The 20,733-nt window shown below is 60.6% G+C and carries 20 protein-coding genes; 7 read left to right on the forward strand and 13 right to left on the reverse strand.

Translation table 11 applies throughout. The features are described from left to right. Nucleotides 1–173 precede the first annotated feature (173 nt). Nucleotides 174–992: an ATP-grasp domain-containing protein gene (locus C7H09_RS02460; protein WP_106761186.1), complete on the reverse strand. Its 819-nt coding sequence runs from the start codon at nt 990–992 to the stop codon at nt 174–176. A gap of 155 nt (nt 993–1,147) precedes the next feature. Between C7H09_RS02460 and C7H09_RS02465 the strand changes: the two genes are divergently transcribed. Next, nucleotides 1,148–1,519 (forward strand): DUF6746 family protein, encoded by a 372-nt coding sequence (locus tag C7H09_RS02465; RefSeq protein WP_106761049.1) that lies wholly within the window; start codon nt 1,148–1,150, stop codon nt 1,517–1,519. A gap of 10 nt (nt 1,520–1,529) precedes the next feature. Here C7H09_RS02465 and hrpB read toward each other — a convergent pair whose 3' ends face one another. The 7 genes from hrpB to C7H09_RS02500 form a co-directional block, all read right to left on the reverse strand. Beyond that, entirely contained in the window at nt 1,530–4,004 is a 2,475-nt protein-coding gene (gene hrpB / locus C7H09_RS02470) for an ATP-dependent helicase HrpB (RefSeq protein ID WP_106761050.1), read from the reverse strand. Nucleotides 4,005–4,056: 52 nt separating this feature from the next. Beyond that, entirely contained in the window at nt 4,057–5,259 is a 1,203-nt protein-coding gene (locus C7H09_RS02475) for a YbfB/YjiJ family MFS transporter (protein ID WP_106761051.1), read from the reverse strand. A gap of 89 nt (nt 5,260–5,348) precedes the next feature. After that, nucleotides 5,349–6,002 carry an SCO family protein gene (locus C7H09_RS02480; RefSeq protein WP_106761052.1) on the reverse strand — a complete coding sequence of 218 codons (654 nt, stop codon included), beginning with the start codon at nt 6,000–6,002 and terminating at the stop codon, nt 5,349–5,351. 30 nt (nt 6,003–6,032) lie between these two features. Then, nucleotides 6,033–6,953: a heme o synthase gene (gene cyoE / locus C7H09_RS02485; protein ID WP_106761053.1), complete on the reverse strand. Its 921-nt coding sequence runs from the start codon at nt 6,951–6,953 to the stop codon at nt 6,033–6,035. Continuing rightward, nucleotides 6,950–8,056, reverse strand: a complete 1,107-nt coding sequence (locus tag C7H09_RS02490) for a COX15/CtaA family protein (protein ID WP_106761054.1) — start codon at nt 8,054–8,056, stop codon at nt 6,950–6,952. The genes cyoE and C7H09_RS02490 overlap by 4 nt, the downstream gene beginning before the upstream one ends. Nucleotides 8,057–8,072: 16 nt before the next feature. Continuing rightward, the gene (locus C7H09_RS02495) at nt 8,073–8,714 is read right to left on the reverse strand and encodes a hypothetical protein (protein WP_106761055.1); all 642 of its coding nucleotides are present in this window, start codon (nt 8,712–8,714) and stop codon (nt 8,073–8,075) included. Beyond that, nucleotides 8,695–9,450, reverse strand: coding sequence for an SURF1 family protein (locus tag C7H09_RS02500; protein ID WP_276309296.1), 756 nt, complete (start codon nt 9,448–9,450; stop codon nt 8,695–8,697). The genes C7H09_RS02495 and C7H09_RS02500 overlap by 20 nt, the downstream gene beginning before the upstream one ends. 102 nt (nt 9,451–9,552) lie before the next feature. On the opposite strand from C7H09_RS02500, the gene C7H09_RS02505 reads away from it, so the two are divergent. Next, complete coding sequence (locus C7H09_RS02505) at nt 9,553–9,756, forward strand: twin transmembrane helix small protein (RefSeq protein ID WP_106761057.1); 204 nt, start codon at nt 9,553–9,555, stop codon at nt 9,754–9,756. A 7-nt stretch (nt 9,757–9,763) separates the two neighbouring features. Here C7H09_RS02505 and C7H09_RS02510 read toward each other — a convergent pair whose 3' ends face one another. The 4 genes from C7H09_RS02510 to coxB all read right to left on the reverse strand — a co-directional run bounded on the left by C7H09_RS02510 (nt 9,764) and on the right by coxB (nt 14,075). Next, complete coding sequence (locus C7H09_RS02510; RefSeq protein WP_106761058.1) at nt 9,764–10,651, reverse strand: cytochrome c oxidase subunit 3; 888 nt, start codon at nt 10,649–10,651, stop codon at nt 9,764–9,766. A gap of 16 nt (nt 10,652–10,667) precedes the next feature. Further along, a complete protein-coding gene (locus tag C7H09_RS02515; RefSeq protein ID WP_106761059.1) occupies nt 10,668–11,273 on the reverse strand; it encodes a cytochrome c oxidase assembly protein in 606 nt (201 codons plus the stop codon). A gap of 15 nt (nt 11,274–11,288) precedes the next feature. Continuing rightward, entirely contained in the window at nt 11,289–12,872 is a 1,584-nt protein-coding gene (gene ctaD / locus C7H09_RS02520) for a cytochrome c oxidase subunit I (RefSeq protein ID WP_106761060.1), read from the reverse strand. A 72-nt stretch (nt 12,873–12,944) separates the two neighbouring features. Beyond that, complete coding sequence (gene coxB, locus C7H09_RS02525) at nt 12,945–14,075, reverse strand: cytochrome c oxidase subunit II (protein WP_106761061.1); 1,131 nt, start codon at nt 14,073–14,075, stop codon at nt 12,945–12,947. 206 nt (nt 14,076–14,281) lie between these two features. On the opposite strand from coxB, the gene C7H09_RS02530 reads away from it, so the two are divergent. The 3 genes from C7H09_RS02530 to C7H09_RS02540 all read left to right on the forward strand — a co-directional run bounded on the left by C7H09_RS02530 (nt 14,282) and on the right by C7H09_RS02540 (nt 17,054). Then, entirely contained in the window at nt 14,282–15,607 is a 1,326-nt protein-coding gene (locus tag C7H09_RS02530) for an MATE family efflux transporter (RefSeq protein WP_106761062.1), read from the forward strand. A 207-nt stretch (nt 15,608–15,814) separates the two neighbouring features. Further along, a complete protein-coding gene (locus C7H09_RS02535) occupies nt 15,815–16,465 on the forward strand; it encodes a hypothetical protein (RefSeq protein WP_106761063.1) in 651 nt (216 codons plus the stop codon). Nucleotides 16,466–16,667: 202 nt separating this feature from the next. Next, nucleotides 16,668–17,054 (forward strand): DoxX family protein, encoded by a 387-nt coding sequence (locus C7H09_RS02540; protein WP_106761064.1) that lies wholly within the window; start codon nt 16,668–16,670, stop codon nt 17,052–17,054. Nucleotides 17,055–17,067: 13 nt separating this feature from the next. Here the strand turns inward: C7H09_RS02540 and C7H09_RS02545 are convergent, their stop codons facing one another. After that, nucleotides 17,068–18,861, reverse strand: coding sequence for a sensor domain-containing diguanylate cyclase (locus tag C7H09_RS02545; protein WP_240616484.1), 1,794 nt, complete (start codon nt 18,859–18,861; stop codon nt 17,068–17,070). A gap of 157 nt (nt 18,862–19,018) precedes the next feature. Here C7H09_RS02545 and C7H09_RS02550 point away from each other — a divergent pair, with 157 nt between their 5' ends. Both C7H09_RS02550 and C7H09_RS02555 read left to right on the forward strand, forming a co-directional pair. Further along, nucleotides 19,019–19,252: a DUF1653 domain-containing protein gene (locus tag C7H09_RS02550; RefSeq protein ID WP_106761065.1), complete on the forward strand. Its 234-nt coding sequence runs from the start codon at nt 19,019–19,021 to the stop codon at nt 19,250–19,252. Between the two features lie 113 nt (nt 19,253–19,365). Continuing rightward, nucleotides 19,366–20,685 (forward strand): Na+/H+ antiporter family protein, encoded by a 1,320-nt coding sequence (locus C7H09_RS02555; RefSeq protein ID WP_106761066.1) that lies wholly within the window; start codon nt 19,366–19,368, stop codon nt 20,683–20,685. Nucleotides 20,686–20,733 lie beyond the last annotated feature (48 nt).

Below are 20,733 nucleotides of genomic sequence, written 5' to 3' on the forward strand. Positions count from 1 at the left end.
GGTGGTGTGTCCCTCCCTGGGGCAAACAACCATAGAAAAAGGCACTGCAGACAGACCGCAGCGCCGGTAAGATTTCGCGAGTTTCGGGCTTTTTTTCTGCGCGGCAAATGCGCAGTTATACCCATCAAGATTAGCTCAAATTTACCGGGTCGCACGCTTCGCGACCGGCGGCATCAAACCGCCACCGGCCAAAGGGGTGGGGGCTCAACCGGGCCATCCGGATCTCGCGGACAACTCTGGCTGTGCAGGTACGCCAGAATCGCCGCCTGCAGCTCGTTCCCCTGGCCCAGCCCCTGATTGCCGAACAAGCGGTTGAATTCCAGCACATAGGGGTAACCCTCCACCAGGGCAATATCAAAGCCTGCGTGATCCACACCTAACGCCCGGGCCAGGCGCAACGCCAGTTCCGTTGCTGCCAACGGCACCTCGCCGGTCACAATCTGGCCGCCTTTCGCCACGTTGTTGTAGAAACCCTGTTCCGCCTGGGTTCGCCAGTAGGCCGTCACCACCTGATCCCCGATGATAACCACCCGCACGTCCCGGTCGATAGGCAGGTATTCCTGCACGTAGAGCACGTCGGTGCGCTCACAGTATCTCTGCCAGTCGGCGCGGGATTCAATCAACCACACACCGTCACCCATACTGGCTTTCGGCAGCTTGGCAACAAACGGCAGGGCCATGGCCTCCCAGAGCGATTCCCGCTCCCGCGGGCCGTTAGCCTCGATGATTGTCCAGGGCGTGTGCTCGGGCGCCACGGTCTGGAAAGCCCGGGTCATTTCCACCTTGTCGTGACCAATGCGGTAGCTGGCAACACTGGGAAAAATCCGGCATTTCAGGCCATGTACCAGCGCACTGATCTGCCAGTATTCGGGAAACAACACCCAGTCGGCCTCTCTGAGCAGAGGTTTATGGTTCAGAAAGTGCTCAGGCTTGAGCACGGTGGTGTCGGGAAATCCCAGAGTACGAAACACGTTGAAGGAGACAAGTTGCATGGAAGGCGCCACACAAAAGGAAGAAATTGGCGGCATTTTATCCAGCTTTTTGCCGCTGGCAAGCAGTATTTTTGCGCCAACTTGACTGATCTCATGGCGGCAGCAAAACAAAGTAATAATAATTTGCATTACAGATAACCATTGAGGAATTCTCCATGAAAACACCGTTTATGCTGGCCGCTGCCACCGCCGCTCTGATGTTCACTCTGCCAGCGGCTGCCGATGACGAGTACAGCCATTTCAAAGGCGAACCGTCGAAAACCCTGGCTCAGGCCGTGGCCAATTTCTCGGAGTACAACCACCGCCTGGAGCAGGTTCTGGCAGGCGAGCTGACGCCGGAAGCCATGAACGAGGTTCATCAGCTGACTTACACGCTGGAGAATGCTCTGGGCAAACTGGATGACGAACTGGAAGACATTGCCGAACGGCTGGAAAAAGTCCACAAGGCCTCCGAGCACGCAGCCCCGGATACGGTCAGGCAGCAGGGCGCCGTGTACCTGGAGAAAAGCCGCACCATCATCCGCTGAAGCGCGTTATTCAGGGCGCCGGGCGTTTCTTGGTGCCCTGCTGGGCCGGGGCGGTGAGCGGATCTTCCGGCCAGGGGTGTTTGGGGTAACGGCCCCGCAGTTCCTTGCGAACCTCCGGGTAGGCGTTCTGCCAGAAACTGGCCAGATCCGCCGTCACCGCCAGCGGCCGCTGCGCGGGTGACAACAGATGAATCACCACCGGCACCTGACCACCCGCCACAGTCGGGGTGTCGGTCCAGCCGAACAACGCCTGCAGTTTCGCCGCCAGCACCGGGCCATGATCCTGAGTGTAATCCAGCGACACTTTCTGTCCCGTGGGAATACTCAGGGCCCGGGGTGCCAGGCTTTCCAGCTGTTGCTGCCGGGGATAATCCAGCAATGAAGCCAGTGCCGGAAGCAGATCCAGCCGGGTAATGTCCGCCCACCGCTGCGAACCCGCCAGAAAAGGGCCCAGCCAATGTTCAAGGCTATCCAGCAGAGCCTGATCGTCCACGTCAGGCCAGTCACCCGGGAACCGGTTGGCCAGCAACCGCACCCGGGCCTGCCATTGGCGGCTGGCATCGGTCCAGGGCAGGCTGTCCAGGCCCTTGCGCCGAATAGCGTCCAGCAAGCCCTGCTGAATGAGCTCCGGGGCCACCTGAGCCAGCGGCTGCTCCGCCAGAATGAGCGCACCCAGCTTGCGCACCTCACGGGCCACAACGCGGCCCCGGTGGTCATCCCAGAAGGCCTCGTCGCCGTACTGGATGTGCCCGGCCAAGTCCTGTTCCAGATCCGCAAGGCTCACCGGTGCTGCCAGATAAATCGTTGCCTCCCGGGCCTTGCCATCCAGATCCGCCGCCACCAGCCAGTCTTCCCGGGCCAGGGGATCGTCGTCCCGCAGCAGGGCACCTTTGCCGTTACTCAGCTGATAGCGGGGCGCCGAACCTGCCCGGCGACGGGCAATGCGATCGGGATAAGCCTGGGCCAGCACCCGGCCAACCTCAGTGGCCGAGGGTAGGTCGGTTTTCAGGGCAGCCCGGCACAGCCGCTTGACCGCCTGTCGCAGCGCCTTTAAGCGGGCTGCATCCAGCCCCCGGGGCCCGGCTTCCCCCCGCAGTAGCCGCACCCGTTCCTGCAGATCGGCCCCGGCACCAGGGCCCAGAAGATCCCGTTCTTCCAACAAGGCCGCCAGTTCCGCCGCCAACTGGCCCAGCCCCAGGGCGCGGCCCCGAAGCACCATATGGGCCAGGCGCGGGTGCAGGCCAAGCTCCCGAGCAGCCTTGCCATGTTCGGTGATGGCGCCCTCGGCATCGAGCATATCCAGCCATTGCAGCAAACCCACCGCCTGTTGCCAGTGGGCCGCCGGGGGCGGATCAACCCAGGCCACCTGTTCCGGCGCCCGGGCACCCCATTGGGCCAGTTCCAGCACCAGGGGCGCCAGATCCGCCGACTGGATTTCTGGCGGCGTGTAGTCCGCCAGCCCAAACTGCTCCGACTCGCTCCACAACCGGTAACACACCCCCGGTTCCACCCGGCCCGCCCGGCCCTTGCGCTGCTCAGCCGAAGCTTTCGACACCCGGCCGGTGATCAGCCGGGTCATGCCGCTGTTGGCATCGAACACCGCCCGGCGCTGCTGGCCAGCGTCAATCACCACCCGAATACCTTCGATGGTCAGGCTGGTCTCGGCGATGGCGGTGGCCAGTACCACCTTGCGGGTGCCCTCCGGCGCCGGGGCGATGGCACGGTCCTGCTCGTCGGATTTCAGATTGCCGTACAGCGGCGCCAGCCGGGTATTACCGGGCAGCTGCCCCGCCAGTTGCTGCGCGACCCGGCGAATTTCACCGGCACCGGGCAGAAACACCAGCAATGAACCAGGCTGGCTTTGCAGGGCCTCCTGAATAACTTGCACTGTATGCTCCACTGGCCGGGTGTTGCGGGGCATTGGCTGATAGATTTCCGCCACCGGAAACGCCCGGCCCGCACTGGTAATCACCGGCACCTCGCCCAGTACCCGGGCAATAGGCGCCGTATCCAGCGTCGCCGACATCACCAGCAGACGAAGGTCTTCCCGCAATGCCTGCTGGCTTTCCCGCACCAGGGCCAGGCCCAGATCCGCCTGCAGAGATCGTTCATGGAACTCGTCAAACAGCACCGCCGCGTAGTCTTCCAGCATGGGGTCGTTCTGGATCAGGCGGGTGAGAATGCCCTCGGTCACCACTTCAATCCGGGTGTTGGCGGACACCCGGGTATCCAGACGGGTGCGGTAGCCCACGGTCTGGCCGGCGGTTTCACCCAGTTGCTGGGCCATAAAGCGCGCAGCAGACCGGGCGGCCAGGCGCCGGGGTTCCAGCATCAGGATTTTTCGATCGCCGCGCCAGGGTGCGTCCAGCAACGCCAGCGGCACCCGGGTGGTTTTACCGGCGCCGGGCGGCGCCTGGAGCAGCACCGTGGTGGTGCGGGCCAGGGTTTGAGTCAGTTCGGGAAGAATCGAGTCTATCGGAAGCATGACGCTGAGTTTCGGCCGGAATGAGACGGCAGTTTATCATGCCAGTGCTGGCTCATGAGCGGCTGTGCCAGGCCTCCGGCCGGGGCACAAAGAACGCGAACAGCAATCCGAACGCCAACGCTGCTACCCCGATGCCGAAAGCCGACACCAGTGTGCCACCGGCATCGAGCCACTGCTTGGTCAGCCAGGGGCCGACCATCTGGGTGAAGCCGTAGAGCGCGACCATGGCCGCCGACAAACGCGGCCCCTGGTGCGGGTGCAGGGCGCGGCCGATGCGCTGGGTCAGTAAGACCGTCCCAACAAAGGTGCTGCCCACCAGCAAGCCACAGAGCACCAGGCCCAATGGCCCTGGCCAGATCACCGATGCCACCACCCCCGCCAGCTGAATGATGAAATTAAGGCGCAGGGCTGGCAAATCGCCCATTTTCGCGCCCAGCTTGTTCCATATCCACGGGGCCGGAATGGTACACAGGGCAACGATCACCCAGGTACCGTCCAGCAAGGCGTGTTCATCTGGCAGCACCTGTTTCGCCAACAGCGGCAGAAAGGTCATGGGCAGGATATAACCGAGCCCGGCACCGGCATAGGACAGAAACAGCGGGATGCTGGCCCGGTCAAGTAAGGGAGTATTCACTACCGCCTGGCCGGTATCGGTTTGCTGGCGTACCGGCACATCCAGTTGGCGCAGTTTCATGGCGCCCCACCAGGCCAGCGGAATCGACAGCAGGGCCGCTGGCCACCAGCGCTCGGCCCCGGTCAGCAGGTCGGCGGTGCCAGTTACCAGGCCGCTGGATATCAGCAGCCCCATACCAACACCGATGTACACCAGACCACTCAGGGATGCCCGGTTGCGCCAGACCAGCCATTCCAGAATCAGCGCCGGTGCCTGCACGAACACCACGCCATTGGCAACACCATTGAGCCAGCGAATGAACGAAATCAGGGTGAGCTGGTCTGTTTGCGTGGTCACCAGCGTGGTCACCACATGCACGGCCATAAACAGCGGTAACATCACCCGTATCTGGTCAATACGATGCCAGCGAATGGCCAGCATGGCCCCCATCAGATAGCCCAGGTAGTTCCAGGTGGCCACAGCGGCGCCGTCGGCGGCATCAAACTGGTTATCCGCTACCAGATAGGGCAACAGGGGCGTGTATATGAACCGGCCAAGACCGTGCACTACCATCAACACCAGGCCGCCCGCCAGCAATACGGTAAACAGTTGTCTGGGTGTGGTGTTCGGTGCCGAAGTCATGGATGCCCGCCGTGAGGTTGACGAAACCGGGCAGTGTAGAGAAGGAATGCAGGTTTGTCAGTGTGACCTTGGCCTTAATCCCGCCAGCTTCAGCCCTTGCGGTTGGCATCCGCCCATTGATAAATGCGCTCAAACGCCTTGGCCAGTTCCGCCGGTTTATGCGGCGGCTGGATCAGTGCCTGCACTTCGCCCCGGGGGTTCAGCAGCGCAAAATGGCCACTGTGATCCACCAGCAACTGGCCATCCACTTCGCGATGGACAAATACCGCGCTGACGCTCTTGGCAACGGCCCTCAGCATATCCAGATCGCCGGTCAGGCCATGGAAGTGTTCGCCAAAGAACCCGGTATAGGCTTTCAGTTTTTCCGGGGTGTCGTGTTCCGGATCAGCGGTAATCAGCAGGTAGTCCGGCTGGGGGAGTTCTGCTGGCAACAGTTGATCGGTGCGCCGGAGGTTGGCCATGGCGGCCGGGCAGATATCGGGGCAGTTGGTGTAACCCACAAACACGAACGTCCAGCGGCCCTTGAGGTCTTCGCGGGTAACGGTCTCACCCTGCTCGTTGGTGAGGGTAAACTCAGTAAGTGGCCGGGGCTGGTCATAGACATAGGCGTTGTACTGGCTCAGGTCCGGCGCCGGTGAAGGTTCACTGCCGACCAGAAACACCTGGCGCCCCACCGACAGGCCAAACACCAGCACCACCAGCAACAACAGAACAAACAAGGTAATCCGAATCGACCGCCCCATGGGGCCTCCCTGACAAGCCCGCTCCGGCCGTCAGGCCGGAATCAAGACATAGTGATCTACCAGCAACACCACAAACAGCGCCATCAGATAGGTGATAGAGTATTTGAAGGTGTTCAGTGCAACCCGCCGGTCATCCCCGCGCAACAGGCGTACGGCGTACTGCAGAAACCGCAAGCCTAGCGCCAGTGCGCCCACCAGGTAAATAGCGCCGGACATACCTGTGACAAAGGGTAGCAGGCTGACCGCCAGCAGCATCAGGGTGTACAGCAGAATGTGCAGTTCGGTGTAACGGTTGCCGTGGGTGACCGGAAGCATGGGGATACCGGCCTTGGCGTATTCTTCCTTGCGGTGAATGGCCAGTGCCCAGAAGTGCGGGGGAGTCCAGGCGAAGATAATCAGCACCAGCAGCAGCGCATGGCCATCCACCTGGCCGGTCACCGCCGTCCAGCCCAGCAAGGGCGGCATGGCACCGGCCAGACCACCAATAACAATGTTCTGGGGCGTCGCCCGTTTCAGAAACAGGGTATAAACACCGGCATAACCCACCAGGGATGCCAGGGTCAGCCAGGCGGTCAGTTCATTCACCTGCCAGATCAGTACTACCATTCCCAGTGCAGCCAGGCCGGAGGCGAACAATAAGGCATCCACAGTGGCAATGCGACCCGTTGCCACCGGGCGTTTGCGGGTGCGGGCCATCACGGTGTCGATTTTCCGATCCACCACATGATTAACCACCGCCGCCGCCCCGGCCAGCAGGGCAATGCCCAGATTACCGAACAGCAGTACCGACCAACCGGGAATTGCCGGGGTTGCCAGCAACATACCGATCACCGAGGTCAGGATCATCAGGGCCACCACCCGGGGCTTGGTAAGCTCCAGATAATCCCGCCAGGACAGCCCGGCTGCCTGGCTGGCGCTGCGCACCGATAGAACTTTGGCGTGCTCACTCATGCCGTTACCTCCCGTTTTATGGTTGTTTTGGGGATCGCGGATAGGCTGGCGGGCTGCTCCCGTTGATGGTGCTGCCACAGCAGGTTGACCATGGATAACAACAGCCCGGCACCCATGGCGTTATGGGCCACGGCAACCGCCAGCGGAATGTGCAGCCAGACGTTCGCCAGGCCCAGTGAAAACTGCATCAGCAAGACCACCGCCACCAGGGCAACACTGCCCTTTAGCCCGGTCTCCGCACGGCGGCGCCAGAGCGCGGCCAGCATAGCGCCGAGATACCCCAGCACGATAACCGCACCCAGGCGATGGCTAACATGGATCGCGGTGCGGCCATCGCCGTTCAGCTGGCCGCCCAGATAGTTGGGACCCACCTGCTGGGTAATATCAAAGCCATGGCGGAAATCCATACCCTCGGGCCACCATTGTCCGTGGCAGGTGGGCAGATCGGTGCAGGCCACAGCGGCATAATTGGCGGCAGTCCAGGCGCCCAGGGCAATCTGCAGGATCACAAGCAGCAACCCGCCGTACAGCCAGGGGCGCATCCGGTCAGCGCCAACAAAACGCCGGGCTTTGGCGGAGACGGGTGAGCGGGCCTGCTTGCGCAGGCGGAGCGTCAGTAACAACAACAGGCTCAGGGTGGTAAAGCCCCCCAGCAGGTGCAACGCCACCACCTGGGGCCAGAGTTTCAGGGTCACCGTCCACATACCGAAAGCCGCCTGCAACACCACAAAACCGGCGATGAACAGAGGCAACTTTACCGGCACGCCATTGTGACGGGTACGGACTGAGGCGATGGTCAGCCCAAACACCAGCAAACCCAGTGTGCCAGCGGCGTAACGATGGATCATTTCCGGCCAGCCCTTGGAGACATCCACCGGAGTTTCCGGGAATCGGGCATTGGCCAGGGCAATGTGGGTTTCAGATTGAGGCACTGACAGAAAGCCGTAACAGCCCGGCCAGTCCGGGCAGCCCAGGCCTGCGTGTACCAGCCGGGTCCAGGCGCCCAGGGTAATCACCAATACCGCCAGCAGGCACGCGCAGGTTGACCAGACGGCAAGCCTGCGGGCCACGGCACGGTGTTCGTCCGATGCTTGGGCCACCATCGTACCCCCCGAGGATTCAGCCGATCTGGGACAGTTTCAGCAGGTGCTTGAGATCCTTGAGCATCTGCTTACCAGTGTGTTCCACGCCGTAGTGCATGACGATGTTGCCGTTGGGGTCCACCAGCAACAAGCGGGCGTTTTGCGCTGGCCGGATACCGGCTGGCCAGGCGGGCGACTGGCCAGACTGCGCCTGCAGCCGCTCCATCAGGTTGTATTCCCGGGCCCAGCGGCGCTCCAGATCGGTGGGCCGTGCGTCCAGATAAGCCGCCCGGCCAACCCGGGGTGCATTCTTGCCCAGTGCGATATTCACCTGGCGAGCCAGATACAGTAACTGCTCGCAATCGTCGCCACAGGTGCCGGATACCACCAGCATCAACCACTTGGCATCGGTGTTCTCCACACCAAACCGGGTTTCCAGAGGCTGGCCATTGAGGGTTTCAAGATGCAGCGCCTGCACCGGCACCACCGGCTGCAGCAGGTCGCCTTCGTTGGTCTGGCTGGCCGGGTTCAGCCAACCGGTGTAATACATCAAGGTTGCCAGCAGCATGGGACCAAAGCCCACGGCGAACAGCAGCATGGCGGTGCGCCGGCCACGGGACACCTGTTCCGGGGTCGGGCCATCAATATCCGGAATCGAATCAGCCGTTGTCGTTGTCATTATCGGCTCCTGCCTGTGAGTCTTTCGTTGTTTTTTTATAGCTCGCCACCAAGGTCAATATAGTCAGCACCGCCGCCAAAGCAAACCACTGGCTTGCATACCCGTAGTGGGTCTGGGGACCCATCACGTCGGGAGCCTTGTCTGCACGATAGGCGCCCGGCTGCTGGCTGTCTGCCAGTAATAGCAGTCTAGTTGACGGATCGGCGACCTGCGAACTCACCCGGCTTCTGGGTAACGCCTGCACCCGCCGGGGCCAGCCGGAAGGCGACGGTTCCGGCTGGCCCAACACCGGCGGTTCCGGATAATCCGCCACCCGGCCCTGCAAGGTGAACACTCCCTCTGGTGTCGTCACAACAGGCAACTGGGCACGGGTTGGCGGCGCAGGCACCCAGCCCCGGTTGATCACCACCGGCGGGCCGTCGATGGGCTGAAACAGGGTAAGCACCTCGTACCCGGCCCGGCCGTCGCGAGTGCGGTTATCCAGCAACCAGGTGGCTTCATCGTACCAGCCAGTTACCGCCACCCGCTGGCCGGTCTGCAGTTGCGTCTCCGGCACACTGGCCCAGACCAGTACGCTGTCGCGGCTTTGCCAGGCCTCCAGCAACAGTGTTTTTTCTCCGGCCCGTTGCAGTTGCCAGACTCCAAGACTGAGCAACAGCGGCAACATCAAGCCTGTGAACAACAGCAAGCGCCAGTCGAATTGCCAGCGGCCGGACATCACGCGTAGGTTTTCCACGTTCGGGCGGCGGCACAGTCTGCTATATTGTCAGGGTCATTTTTCGCGCTGCGGCGGTGCCAGGCACCAGAGCACAACTCTGCATCAGAAATCGGGTTCACCATGCTGAAACTTGCGATTGTCGTCTTGCTGTTTGCGGTCATTGTCAGCTTGTTCAGCGGTCTGTTTTTCCTGATCCGTGATCAGGGCAAAACCCATCGGGTGGTCAACTCGCTGGCGGTTCGCGTGGCACTGAGCGTGGTGCTGCTGGTGTTGATCGCCGTTGCCCTGTGGACCGGCGATCTCAACCTGAACCCCACGCCCTGAGCATTGCTCATAGCACGTACACAAACACAAACAACCCCAGCCAGACCACATCCACAAAATGCCAGTACCAGGACGCGGCTTCAAAGCCGAAGTGCTGATCTTTGGTGAAGTGCCCCTTGTGGATGCGGATCAGCATGGTAACCAGCATGACGGTGCCCAGAACCACGTGGGCACCGTGAAAGCCGGTCAGCATGAAGAAGGTGCTGCCGTAGATGCCGGAGCGCAGGGTCAGATCCAGGTCCTGATAGGCATGGCTGTACTCATAGCCCTGCACGAACACGAACACGATTGCCAGGGCCACAGTGGCCGTCAGCCAGAGCTTTACCCCGGCGCGATTTCCCGCCTTCAGGGCGTGGTGGGCAATGGTCACGGTGATCGACGACGTCACCAACAGCAAGGTGTTGATCAGTGGCAGGCCCCAGGGGCCAATCACTTCGCGCGGCCCGGGATAGGCCTGTGGGTCCGGATTATTCACCAGTGGCCAGCTGGCCTGGAAGCCTTCCCAGAGCATGTTGCTGCTGCCCCGGTCGCCTTCCCCTCCCAGCCAGGGCACCACAAACACCCGGACATAGAACAGCGCCCCAAAGAAGGCGGCGAAGAACATCACCTCGGAAAAAATAAACCAGCTCATCCCCCAGCGGAACGACCGATCCATCTGGTCACTGTACAGGCCTGCCCGACTTTCCCGGATAACACTGCCGAACCAGCCAAACAGCATATAGGCCATAATCAGCGCCCCAATCCAGAACACCACCCAGGAGCCGGTGGTGCTCTGCCCCTGGTTGCCGTTGACCATAATGGCTGCGGCGCCGTACAGGGTGACCCCCAACCCGACCGTTGCAACGATCGGCCACTTACTCTGCTCGGGAACATAGTAGTTCTGATGATCCGCCATAGCTGTCTCCGATGGCTTAGCCGTTCTTGTTGGTTGATGCACCCGCCCCCACCGGGCCGGACACCTCGATGTGCTGGCTCTGGTCATAAAGGGTGTAGGACAAGGTCAACTTGGTGATGTATTCGGGTAACTCCGGATCAACAATAAACACCAGAGGCATCTCGGTACTCTCGCCAGCCTCCAGAGGCTGCTGGTTAAAGCAGAAACACTCGGTTTTATGAAAGTAGGGCGTGCCCTCAGACGGCGACAGGCTGGGCACCGCCTGGCCTACCATGGGTGTGTCACCCGGGTTCTGGGCAAAGAAATTCACCGTTACCGGCTCCCCCGGATGCACCTTGATGCTGCGGGTAACCGGCCGGAACTCCCAGGACATACCTGGGCCGTTGCTGGCCAGAAACTGGACGGTCACGGTGCGGTCTGCATCCACCTGGCCCGTCGACGACGCTTCATAGCGGCCGCCGGTTTTGCCATTGATGCCGGTAATCTCGCAGAACACGTCGTACAGCGGCACCAGCGCAAACCCGAAGGCAAACATACCCACCACCCCGGTCATGCACCAGGCTATGACCCGGCGATTGCTGCGCCGGGGAGTCGGGGACGTGTCGGAATTCGCATCAGCCATGGCCGGGCCTCCCGATTATTTGATGTCCGGTGGTGTGGTGAAGGTGTGATAGGGCGCCGGTGAGGGCAGTGTCCACTCCAGCCCCTCGGCGCCGTCCCAGGGTTTGGCGGGTGCTTTCTCACCGCCCCGGGCACACTTGACCACAATAAACAGGAACAGCAACTGGGTGGCGCCGAACATAAACGCCCCGATGCTCGACACCATGTTGAAGTCGGCAAACTGCAGCGCGTAATCCGGAATGCGCCGGGGCATACCCGCCAGCCCGAGGAAATGCATGGGGAAGAACGCCAGGTTCATGCCAATGAACGACAGCCAGAAGTGAGTTTTGGCCAGGGTTTCATCGTACATGTGGCCGGTCCATTTCGGCAGCCAGAAATAGGCCGAGGCAAAAATCCCGAAGATCGCCCCTGGCACCAGCACATAGTGAAAATGTGCCACCACAAAGTAGGTGTCGTGATACTGGAAATCTGCCGGGGCGATCGCCAGCATCAGGCCGGAGAAGCCCCCGATGGAGAACAGAATGATAAAGGCCACCGCAAACAGCATGGGCGCCTCGAAGGTCAGCGAGCCCCGGAACATGGTGGTCACCCAGTTGAACACCTTCACCCCGGTGGGCACGGCAATCAGCATGGTGGCGTACATAAAGAACAACTGGCCCGCCAGAGGCACGCCCACCGTGAACATATGGTGGGCCCAGACAATGAATGAGAGCAGGGCAATGGCACCCACCGCATACACCATGGAGGCATAGCCGAACAGAGGCTTGCGGGAAAACGCCGAGACAATGTGGGAGATGGCCCCGAACGCCGGCAGGATCATAATGTAGACTTCCGGATGGCCGAAGAACCAGAACACGTGCTGGAACAGCACCGGATCACCACCGCCGGAGGCGTCAAAGAAGCTGGTGCCGAAGTTGATGTCCATCAGCATCATGGTGACCGCCCCGGCCAGCACCGGCATCACCGCAATCAGCAAAAAGGCGGTAATCAGCCAGGTCCAGACAAACAACGGCATTTTCATCAGGGTCATGCCGGGTGCCCGCAGGTTCATGATGGTGGCGATGATATTGATCGCCCCCATGATCGAAGACACCCCCATAATATGAATGGCAAAAATGAAGAAGGTGGTACTGGGTGGCCCATAGGTGGTCGACAGGGGCGCGTAGAAGGTCCAGCCGAAGTTGGGTGCGCCACCTTCCATAAACAGAGTCGACACCAGAATCAGGAAAGCGCAGGGCAGCAGCCAGAAACTCCAGTTGTTCATGCGCGGCAGGGCCATGTCCGGCGCCCCGATCATCAACGGCAGCATCCAGTTAGCCAGGCCGACGAAGGCGGGCATCACCGCCCCGAACACCATGATCAACCCGTGCATGGTGGTCATCTGGTTAAAGAACTCCGGCTGCACAATCTGCAGCCCGGGCTGAAACAACTCGGCCCGGATGACCATGGCCATGCTGCCGCCGAGCAGGAACATGGCAAAGCTGAAAATCAGGTACATCGAGCCGATGTCTTTGTGGTTGGTGGTCAGCAGCCACCGGCTGATGCCTTTGGCCGGGCCGTGGTGATGTTCCTGGCTGTGGGTATCTGCAACCGCACTCATGAAAACCCCCGTTACCGCCATTGCGCTGGCTGGTGATTGTTGTTATCTGGCGTCGATTACTCCCGAAAGCCGTTACTGGCTTCCCTGGTTCTTGTAATCAAAAATTTCCTTGGGTGTGACCATCTCACCGGTGTTATTGCCCCAGGCGTTACGCTCGTAGGTAATCACCGCGGCCAGATCCACTTCACTCAACTGGCCGCCAAAGGCCTGCATGGCGGTACCGGATTTGCCATTGACCACAATGTCAATGTGGGCGGCCATGTCGCTGGTAGCAATCGGGCTGCCCTTAAGCGCCGGGAATGCGGGCGGCATACCCGTGCCGTCCGGCTGGTGACAGCTGGCACAGGCGGTCTGGTAGGCTTTTTCGCCACGCACCATCAGCTCGTCCAGCGTCCAGTCTTTCTGGGTCAGCTGGCGCTCTTTTTCGGCCGCTTCACGCTGCGACGCCACCCAGGCGTTGTACTCTTCCTCGGGCACAGCCTCCACCACCACCGGCATGAAGCCATGGTCTTTGCCGCACAACTCGGTACACTGCCCGCGGTAGGTACCGGGCTTGTCGACCCGGGTCCAGGTTTCATTGATGAACCCGGGGATGGCGTCTTTCTTCACACCGAAATCGGGCACCCACCAGGAGTGAATGACATCGTTGGCGGTCAGCAGGAAGCGCACTTTCTTGCCCACCGGAATAACCAGTGGGTTGTCTACTTCCAGCAGGTAATTTTCGCCCTTGGCCTGGCGGTTCTCGATTTGCGCCCGGGGCGTGGAAAGACTGGAGAAGTAACCAAAGTCTTCGTTGATGTATTCGTACTGCCAGCGCCACTGGTACCCGGTCACTTTGATGTCCACATCCGACTCGGTGGTGTCGTACATCTCGATCAGGGTGGCGGTGGCGGGAATCGCCATGGCCACCAGAATGGCGAACGGGATGATGGTCCAGATCACCTCGATCACGGTGTGCTCATGGAAGTTGGCCGCCTTGTGGCCCCTGGACTTTCTGTGAGCAAAGATCGACCAGAACATGACTCCGAACACCACCACGCCGATCACGACGCAGATCCAGAGAATGGTCATGTGAAGGCTGAAAATCTGGTTACTGATGCCGGTGACCCCGGGCGTCATGTTCATGGTCCAGTCGGCCATGACCACAGACGATGACGACAGACCGGCAGCGAGGGCGGTGGCCCGCTTGGCATACGCACGCATACTGTGTCTCCACAGAGTGTTATTCTTGTCGGATTTTGCGTTATCGCTCCGGAAAACCGGGGGTATGGTCGCGAAGCCCCTGAGGCCCGGAGTAAAAGCCTGCTTACGGATACATCAAAATCGAGTATAGACACAGATCAAAAAAAGACTAAAAACGCATTAAACCTAAATGGGATAACAACGCCGTTTTGAGAGAGTTTAAGAATATGTGGCCGAATTTCAGCACCATTGACCGGCGGCTGTGGGTTCTGGCCTGGCCCTTGATGCTGACCAATCTGACCGTGCCTCTGCTGGGCCTGGTCGACACGGCCGTACTCGGCCATCTGGACAGCCCGGAATACCTGGGCGCCGTGGCCATCGGCGCCAACCTGTTCAGCATTTTGTACTGGACCTTCGGCTTTATGCGCATGGGCACCACCGGGCTGGCGGCCCAGGCCTGGGGCAAACGGGATCGCTTCGCCCAGACTGCCCTGCTGCTGCGCTCCCTGCTGCTGGCAGTTGGCATCGGGCTGTTGCTGATCCTGTTCCACCGGCCACTGATTGCCATCGGGCTGCAGTTGATGGACCCCAGCCCGGACGTGACCGGGCTGGCCGCTGAATATGCCGCCATTCGCATCTGGAGCGCACCCGCGGTGCTGTGCCAGTACACCCTGGTGGGCTGGCTGATTGGCACCCAGTTTCCCCGAGGGCCGATGGTGATGCTGATTGTCGCCAATGGCATCAACATCGTTCTGGACGTGTTGTTTGTTACCGTTCTGGGCTGGAACAGCCGGGGCGTGGCCATAGCCACGGTGATGGCCGAATACAGTGCTGCCGCCATCGGCGTTCTGATTGTGCTGCGCCGGGTTCCCACAGGCCAGGCGCTGTCCCGGGAGCTTCTGGGCAGGCTGGCGGATTACCTGCGCATTCTTCAGGTAAACCGCTATATCATGGTGCGCACCATTGCGCTGCTGCTGGCGCTGGCTTTTTTTACCGCCCAGGGCGCGCGCCAGGGTGACGTGGTACTGGCGGCAAACGCGGTGCTGATCACCTTCCTGCTGATTATCTCCAACGCTCTGGATGGTTTTGCCAATGCCGCCGAAGCCTTGATCGGCGAAGCCGTTGGTCTGAACAGCCAGCGCAGGTTCCGACAGGTATTTTTCAGCGCTCTGCGCTGGTCAATCTGGGGTGCGTTGATTCTGACCCTTGGCTTTGTGCTGGGTGGCCACTGGCTGATCAGCCTGCTGACCGGGATCGAAGAAGTCCGGCATACCGCCTGGCAATACCTGCCCTGGCTCTGCCTGCTGCCCTTTACCGCCGTGTGGGGGTTTCTGTTCGACGGCGTGTTTATTGGCGCCACCCGCACCCGTGAAATGCAAAACACCATGCTGTTTTCTGCCGTGTGCGTGTTCCTGCCGGTGTGGTGGCTAACCTCCGGGTGGGGCAACCACGGGCTCTGGCTATCCCTGATCAGCCTGATGTTGGCCCGGGCCGCCAGCATGGGTTGGTTGTGCTGGCGTTACACCAGGGATGGCAAGTGGTTTCTCCGGTAATCCCGGCGGCGATGCCAGAACCCTGTGCAATGGCCGTGTTTATTAAATTATTACCACGGGCCGCACAGGGGGAAATCTTGGCTACACTTGTCAAAAAAGGCAGGCCGGTTGCGGTAGCCCGCCACGTTGTGCCTGCCACGGCTTTTCCCCGACAACACAGGAGGCGCCTTGCGTCCTCAATTTTTAAAAACACCGGCAACTCCTGCAATGACACCACAGATCGTACTTGAGATTATCGATCAGGCCCGGCGTCAGGAGGCACGCTCCGGCGCGTTCCTGCAACAGCTGAAGAGCACCTGTGCCCGCCTGCCGGAATCGGTGGTGGTAGACGGCTATCAACCCGCCACTTCGCTCTTCCAGTTTGCTGTGGAGTACATCGAAATGGCTCCCCGGCTAGTAGAGTGCGTGGATGCCTGTGCCCGGGAAGCCGGTGTCAGCCGCCTGTTCCAACCCTTTCTGGATGCGGCCATCCGCTACTTTACCCAGCCCTCGGTATTACTGGTTCGGTTTGACGGCCTGGACGGCTTGCTGATCCGGGCCTATCTGTGTCATCGGCTGATGGAAGAAATGCACGACAGCAACCGGTCGATCCGCGCCAGCGAGTTGATCGACCTGGAGGCCACTCGGGCCAACCTGCTGGCACACGAACTGATTGGCGAACCTTTCGCCAATGAACTGGACGATTCCATTACCGTCACTGTGCTGCAAATTGCCGGAACGCCGGATTATTATAATCTCGATCTGGATCCCTTCATTGATCAGGTGAATAATCGCGCCTGGGACTGGATGCGCCAGTACTGGGAGAGCCTGCTTGAGCGCAATCACATCCACTTTTCCCTGGGGTCCGGCTATTTCTGACAGCTGTAAACGGAATGAACCTTATCAACAAGCTGACACTTCCAGAGACCGGCCCGGATCCCGCCAGAGACCTTGCAAGGGTGGCCGGGGAACTGGCCGCCCGCCGGCAGGAACTCATGCCACGCCAAGTCTGATAAACTCCCGCGCACACCGTTTCACCCGGGCCAGCTCAAACCCGGCCTGACCAACAGGAGTATCCATCTTGCTCGACAATGCTGATCTCGGAAAGCTGATCCTCAGGGTAACTCTCGGGGGGCTGCTGCTGTTTCACGGTATCGCAAAACTGTTCAACGGCATCGGTTTTATCGAAAGCCAGCTGGCCAGCCACCACCTGCCCACGGTACTGGCCTACGGCGTTTACATCGGCGAGATCATTGCCCCGCTGATGGTTTTGCTGGGCTACCACACCCGCATCGGCGCCCTGATCATCATCTTCAACATGATCGTTGCCATTGCCCTGGTGCATGGTCACCAGCTTCTTGCCCTCAGCAGCAACGGCGGCTGGGCATTGGAGCTGCAGGGTTTCTTCCTGTTCAATGCCCTGGCTCTGGTGTTTCTTGGCCCGGGCCGATACAAGCTTAAAAGCTGAACCGGGCCACCGCTCAGGGCCTCGGCGTCACCGGTTGTGGCTGCCAGGCTTCAACCCGGTTACGGCCCGCATCCTTGGCGGCATACAAAGCCTCATCGGCCCGCCGCACCAGCTCCTGGGTATGGGTGTCGGCAGACGGTGCCAAAGTGGCCACGCCAACGCTGATGGTCAGGTGAACCGGTGCCGCCTGCTCACCGCTGTTCACCGGTGTCGCCGCCACTGCCGTGCGCATCTGCTCGGCCACCCGCCGGGCACCGGCCAGGTCGGTTGCGGGCAAGAGAACCGCAAATTCCTCACCACCGTAGCGGGCGACCAGATCCCCGGAGCGCTGGGTACCGTTTTTCAGAATCCAGGCCAGCGCCACCAGGCAATCATCCCCCACCAGGTGGCCACGCTCGTCATTCACCGCCTTGAAGTGGTCAATGTCGATCATCAACAGGCTCAATTTATGCCCGTGCCGCAAAGCCCGGTGCCACTCGGCTTCCAGTTTTTCGTCAAACTGCCTGCGGTTCGCTACCCGGGTAAGGCCGTCGGTCAGACTGATGGCCCGCAACTGTTCGTTGGCCCGCTGTAATTCCTCGGTACGCTCCCGAACCCGGGTTTCCAGCGTGAGATTGGCCTGCCGCTGTACGTCCAGCAAATGCTCCTGGGCCTCAAGCCTGCGCTTGCGCTCGATGTTGATGCGATAGGCCAGCGCCAGGGACAACAGAATCACCTCCAGTGCCACACCGGCCTGGGGTGCCAGCTCTGTCCAGGGGCTTCGCGGTATCCAGCCAAGTTTGCTCACCGCCAGCACCAGGTGCCCCAGCAGCAAGGGTGTCCAGGCCAGCACATAAAAGCCCCCGAGAATCTGGCCACTGCGCCAGACCGCCAGCCCGACTACCCAGGCGGCCAGCGTAACCGCAGCGCCCAGTGCGCTCACCAGAACAATACCGCTCTGATAGCTGCCAACAAAACCATAGCCAACGCTGAACAGACTGATTACCAGCAACCCCTGCAACACCCGATAGCCTGCCGGGGCAAAGCGCTTTACCGACAAGAAATGGATAATAAACAACAGAACCGTAGACAAGGCCAGGCCAACTGCAGGTGCCGTAAAGTACCGGTTTATGGAAGGCGAATCGGGCCAGAGCCACTGAAACAGCAAGCCGTTGAAATTGAGTTGCACCGCGCCCGTGCACAGTACCGCCAAAACGTACCAGAGATAGGCCTGATGGCGAACCATCAGGTACAGAATCAAATTATAGAACGCCAGAGCTACCACAATGCCCAGGAACATCGCCTGCCAGCCGTAGGCAATCTGTTCGTTGGCCAGAAACTGTGCCGACGGGGTAATGGCAACGGGAATCTGCACCGAGCCGCCGGTTTTCACCCGAATCCACGCGGTCAGCGGCTCGGTATGGGAGGGCACCAGAAAAACAAAATTGCGGTGAATAATCGGCCGGCTGCTGAAAGGCAGGGTATCACCGGTCTGGTAAGACTGGACAATCTCTCCGGCCTGCTCCCAGTAAACCGACACTTCATCCAGTAAAGGGTAGCCAACTTCCAGAATCCGGTTGGCAGAATCCGGGGCAACGGCTACCCGCAGCCAAAACGCACGGTCGCTGAAACCCTGATTCAGAACATCCCCCGCAGCCACGGTTTGCCAGGGTTCAGCGGCACCCGCCCGGATTGCGCTCAGATTATCCTCACTCCCCGCTGCCGTGCGCCACTCGAACGCAACCGGAGCCCCATGGCCAACAAGCGGCAGGGTGGCCATCAGTACCACAAAGAATAGGCAAAAAAACCGGGATATGCGCCCGTTCATCGGTCTCTCATTTTCCGGCAGGGACAAGTTGAACTACACTATGCACTGGCAACCGGCCCGGATCAGCCAACTGCCGATACTTCGAGTGTAGCCGGATATCCCGGCTACGGCTGCCATTTCCGCAAGTTCTTCCTCCGACTCACGCAGAGTAACCAGCATGTCTGAACGCAAACAAAAGGTACAACCCGGCCGCTACCGCCACTATAAAGGTAAGGATTACGAAGTCATCGGTGTCGCCCATCACAGCGAAACCGAAGAACCCCTGGTGGTGTACCGGTGCCTGTACGGCGACTACAGCCTCTGGGTAAGACCACTGGCCATGTTCCGGGAAACCGTCGACGTTGCTGGCGAACAGGTTCCGCGCTTCATGCCGCTCAGCGAGAATCCGTGAGAACCCGACCTCTTTTGACTGCTGCGTTCATTTCCTGCACATTACCGACCTTTTCGTGATGGCCGCGCGCTGAATAGTCGCTGGTCTGCAGTCCAAACCTACCGGAGTTAGCCATGAATGCCGTTGTAGCCGCGGTACTGGTCATGCTCGTACTGAGCCTGTGCCGTATCCATGTTGTTGTTGCCCTGATCATCGGAGCCGTGTCCGGCGGCCTGATTGCCGGGATGTCCCTGGAAGCCACCATTAACGCCTTCAATAGCGGCCTGGGCGGAGGTGCCACCGTCGCCCTGTCTTACGCCACCCTGGGTGCCTTTGCCGTCGCCATCGGCAAATCCGGCCTGGCCCATGCCCTGGCGGACAAAGCGCTGGCCATGGTCGGCAAACAACAAGATGGCGCCAGCAACGGCCTGCGGTTCATGATCATTGGTCTGCTGGTGGCCATTGCCATGTCGTCCCAGAACATTCTGCCGATTCACATTGCCTTCATTCCGCTGGTGGTACCGCCGCTGCTGTATGTGATGGCGAAACTGCACATGGACCGGCGGCTGGTGGCCTGTGCGCTCACCTTTGGTCTGATCACACCCTACATGTTCCTGCCGGTGGGCTTTGGCGGTATTTATCTGAAGGAAATCCTGCTGGCCAACGTCACCGACAATGGTGTCGACGTATCGGGCCTGAGCGTGATGTCGGCAATGGCGCTGCCGGCACTGGGCATGCTCGTGGGCCTGTTGATCGCGGTGTTTTTCAGCTATCGCGGTGGCCGCGGCTACGACCTCAAGCGCATCGAACAGACCGAGCGGGTGGATGTGAAGTACAGCCCGAAAACCCTGGTCATGGCGCTGGTCGCCATTGTCGTCGCCTTCGTAGTTCAGCTCTGGCTGGGCTCGATGATTCTGGGCGCCCTGGCGGGCTTTGTGCTGTTCAATCTGTCCGGCGTGGTGAAGTGGAAAGAGGCCGATGACCTGTTCACCGAAGGCATGAAGATGCTGGCGATGATTGGCTTCATCATGATTGCCGCCAACGGCTTTGCCGAGGTGATGCGGGAAACCGGCGAAATCGCCAGCCTGGTGGAGAGCTCGGTGGGTGCCATCGGCGACAACAAAGCCCTGGCGGCGTTGCTGATGCTCGCGGTGGGCCTGCTGATTACCATCGGTATCGGCTCGTCCTTCTCTACCATTCCCATCATCGCCGCACTCTATGTGCCGCTGGCGCTGCAGCTGGGCTTCAGCCCGCTGGCGATTGTCGCTCTGGTGGGTACCGCTGGTGCGCTGGGTGACGCGGGCTCACCGGCGTCTGACTCCACCCTCGGGCCAACCGCGGGCCTGAACGTGGATGGCCAGCACAACCACATCTGGGACACCGTGGTGCCCACCTTCCTGCACTACAACCTGCCACTGCTTGCCTTCGGCTGGCTGGCAGCCATGGTGCTCTGACTCGGGGTTTGACCCTCTGTTCACGCAGCCTGCCGGTTTTGGGGGCTG

Origin of the sequence: Marinobacter fuscus (assembly GCF_003007675.1) — a bacterium.
Classification (GTDB): domain Bacteria; phylum Pseudomonadota; class Gammaproteobacteria; order Pseudomonadales; family Oleiphilaceae; genus Marinobacter; species Marinobacter fuscus.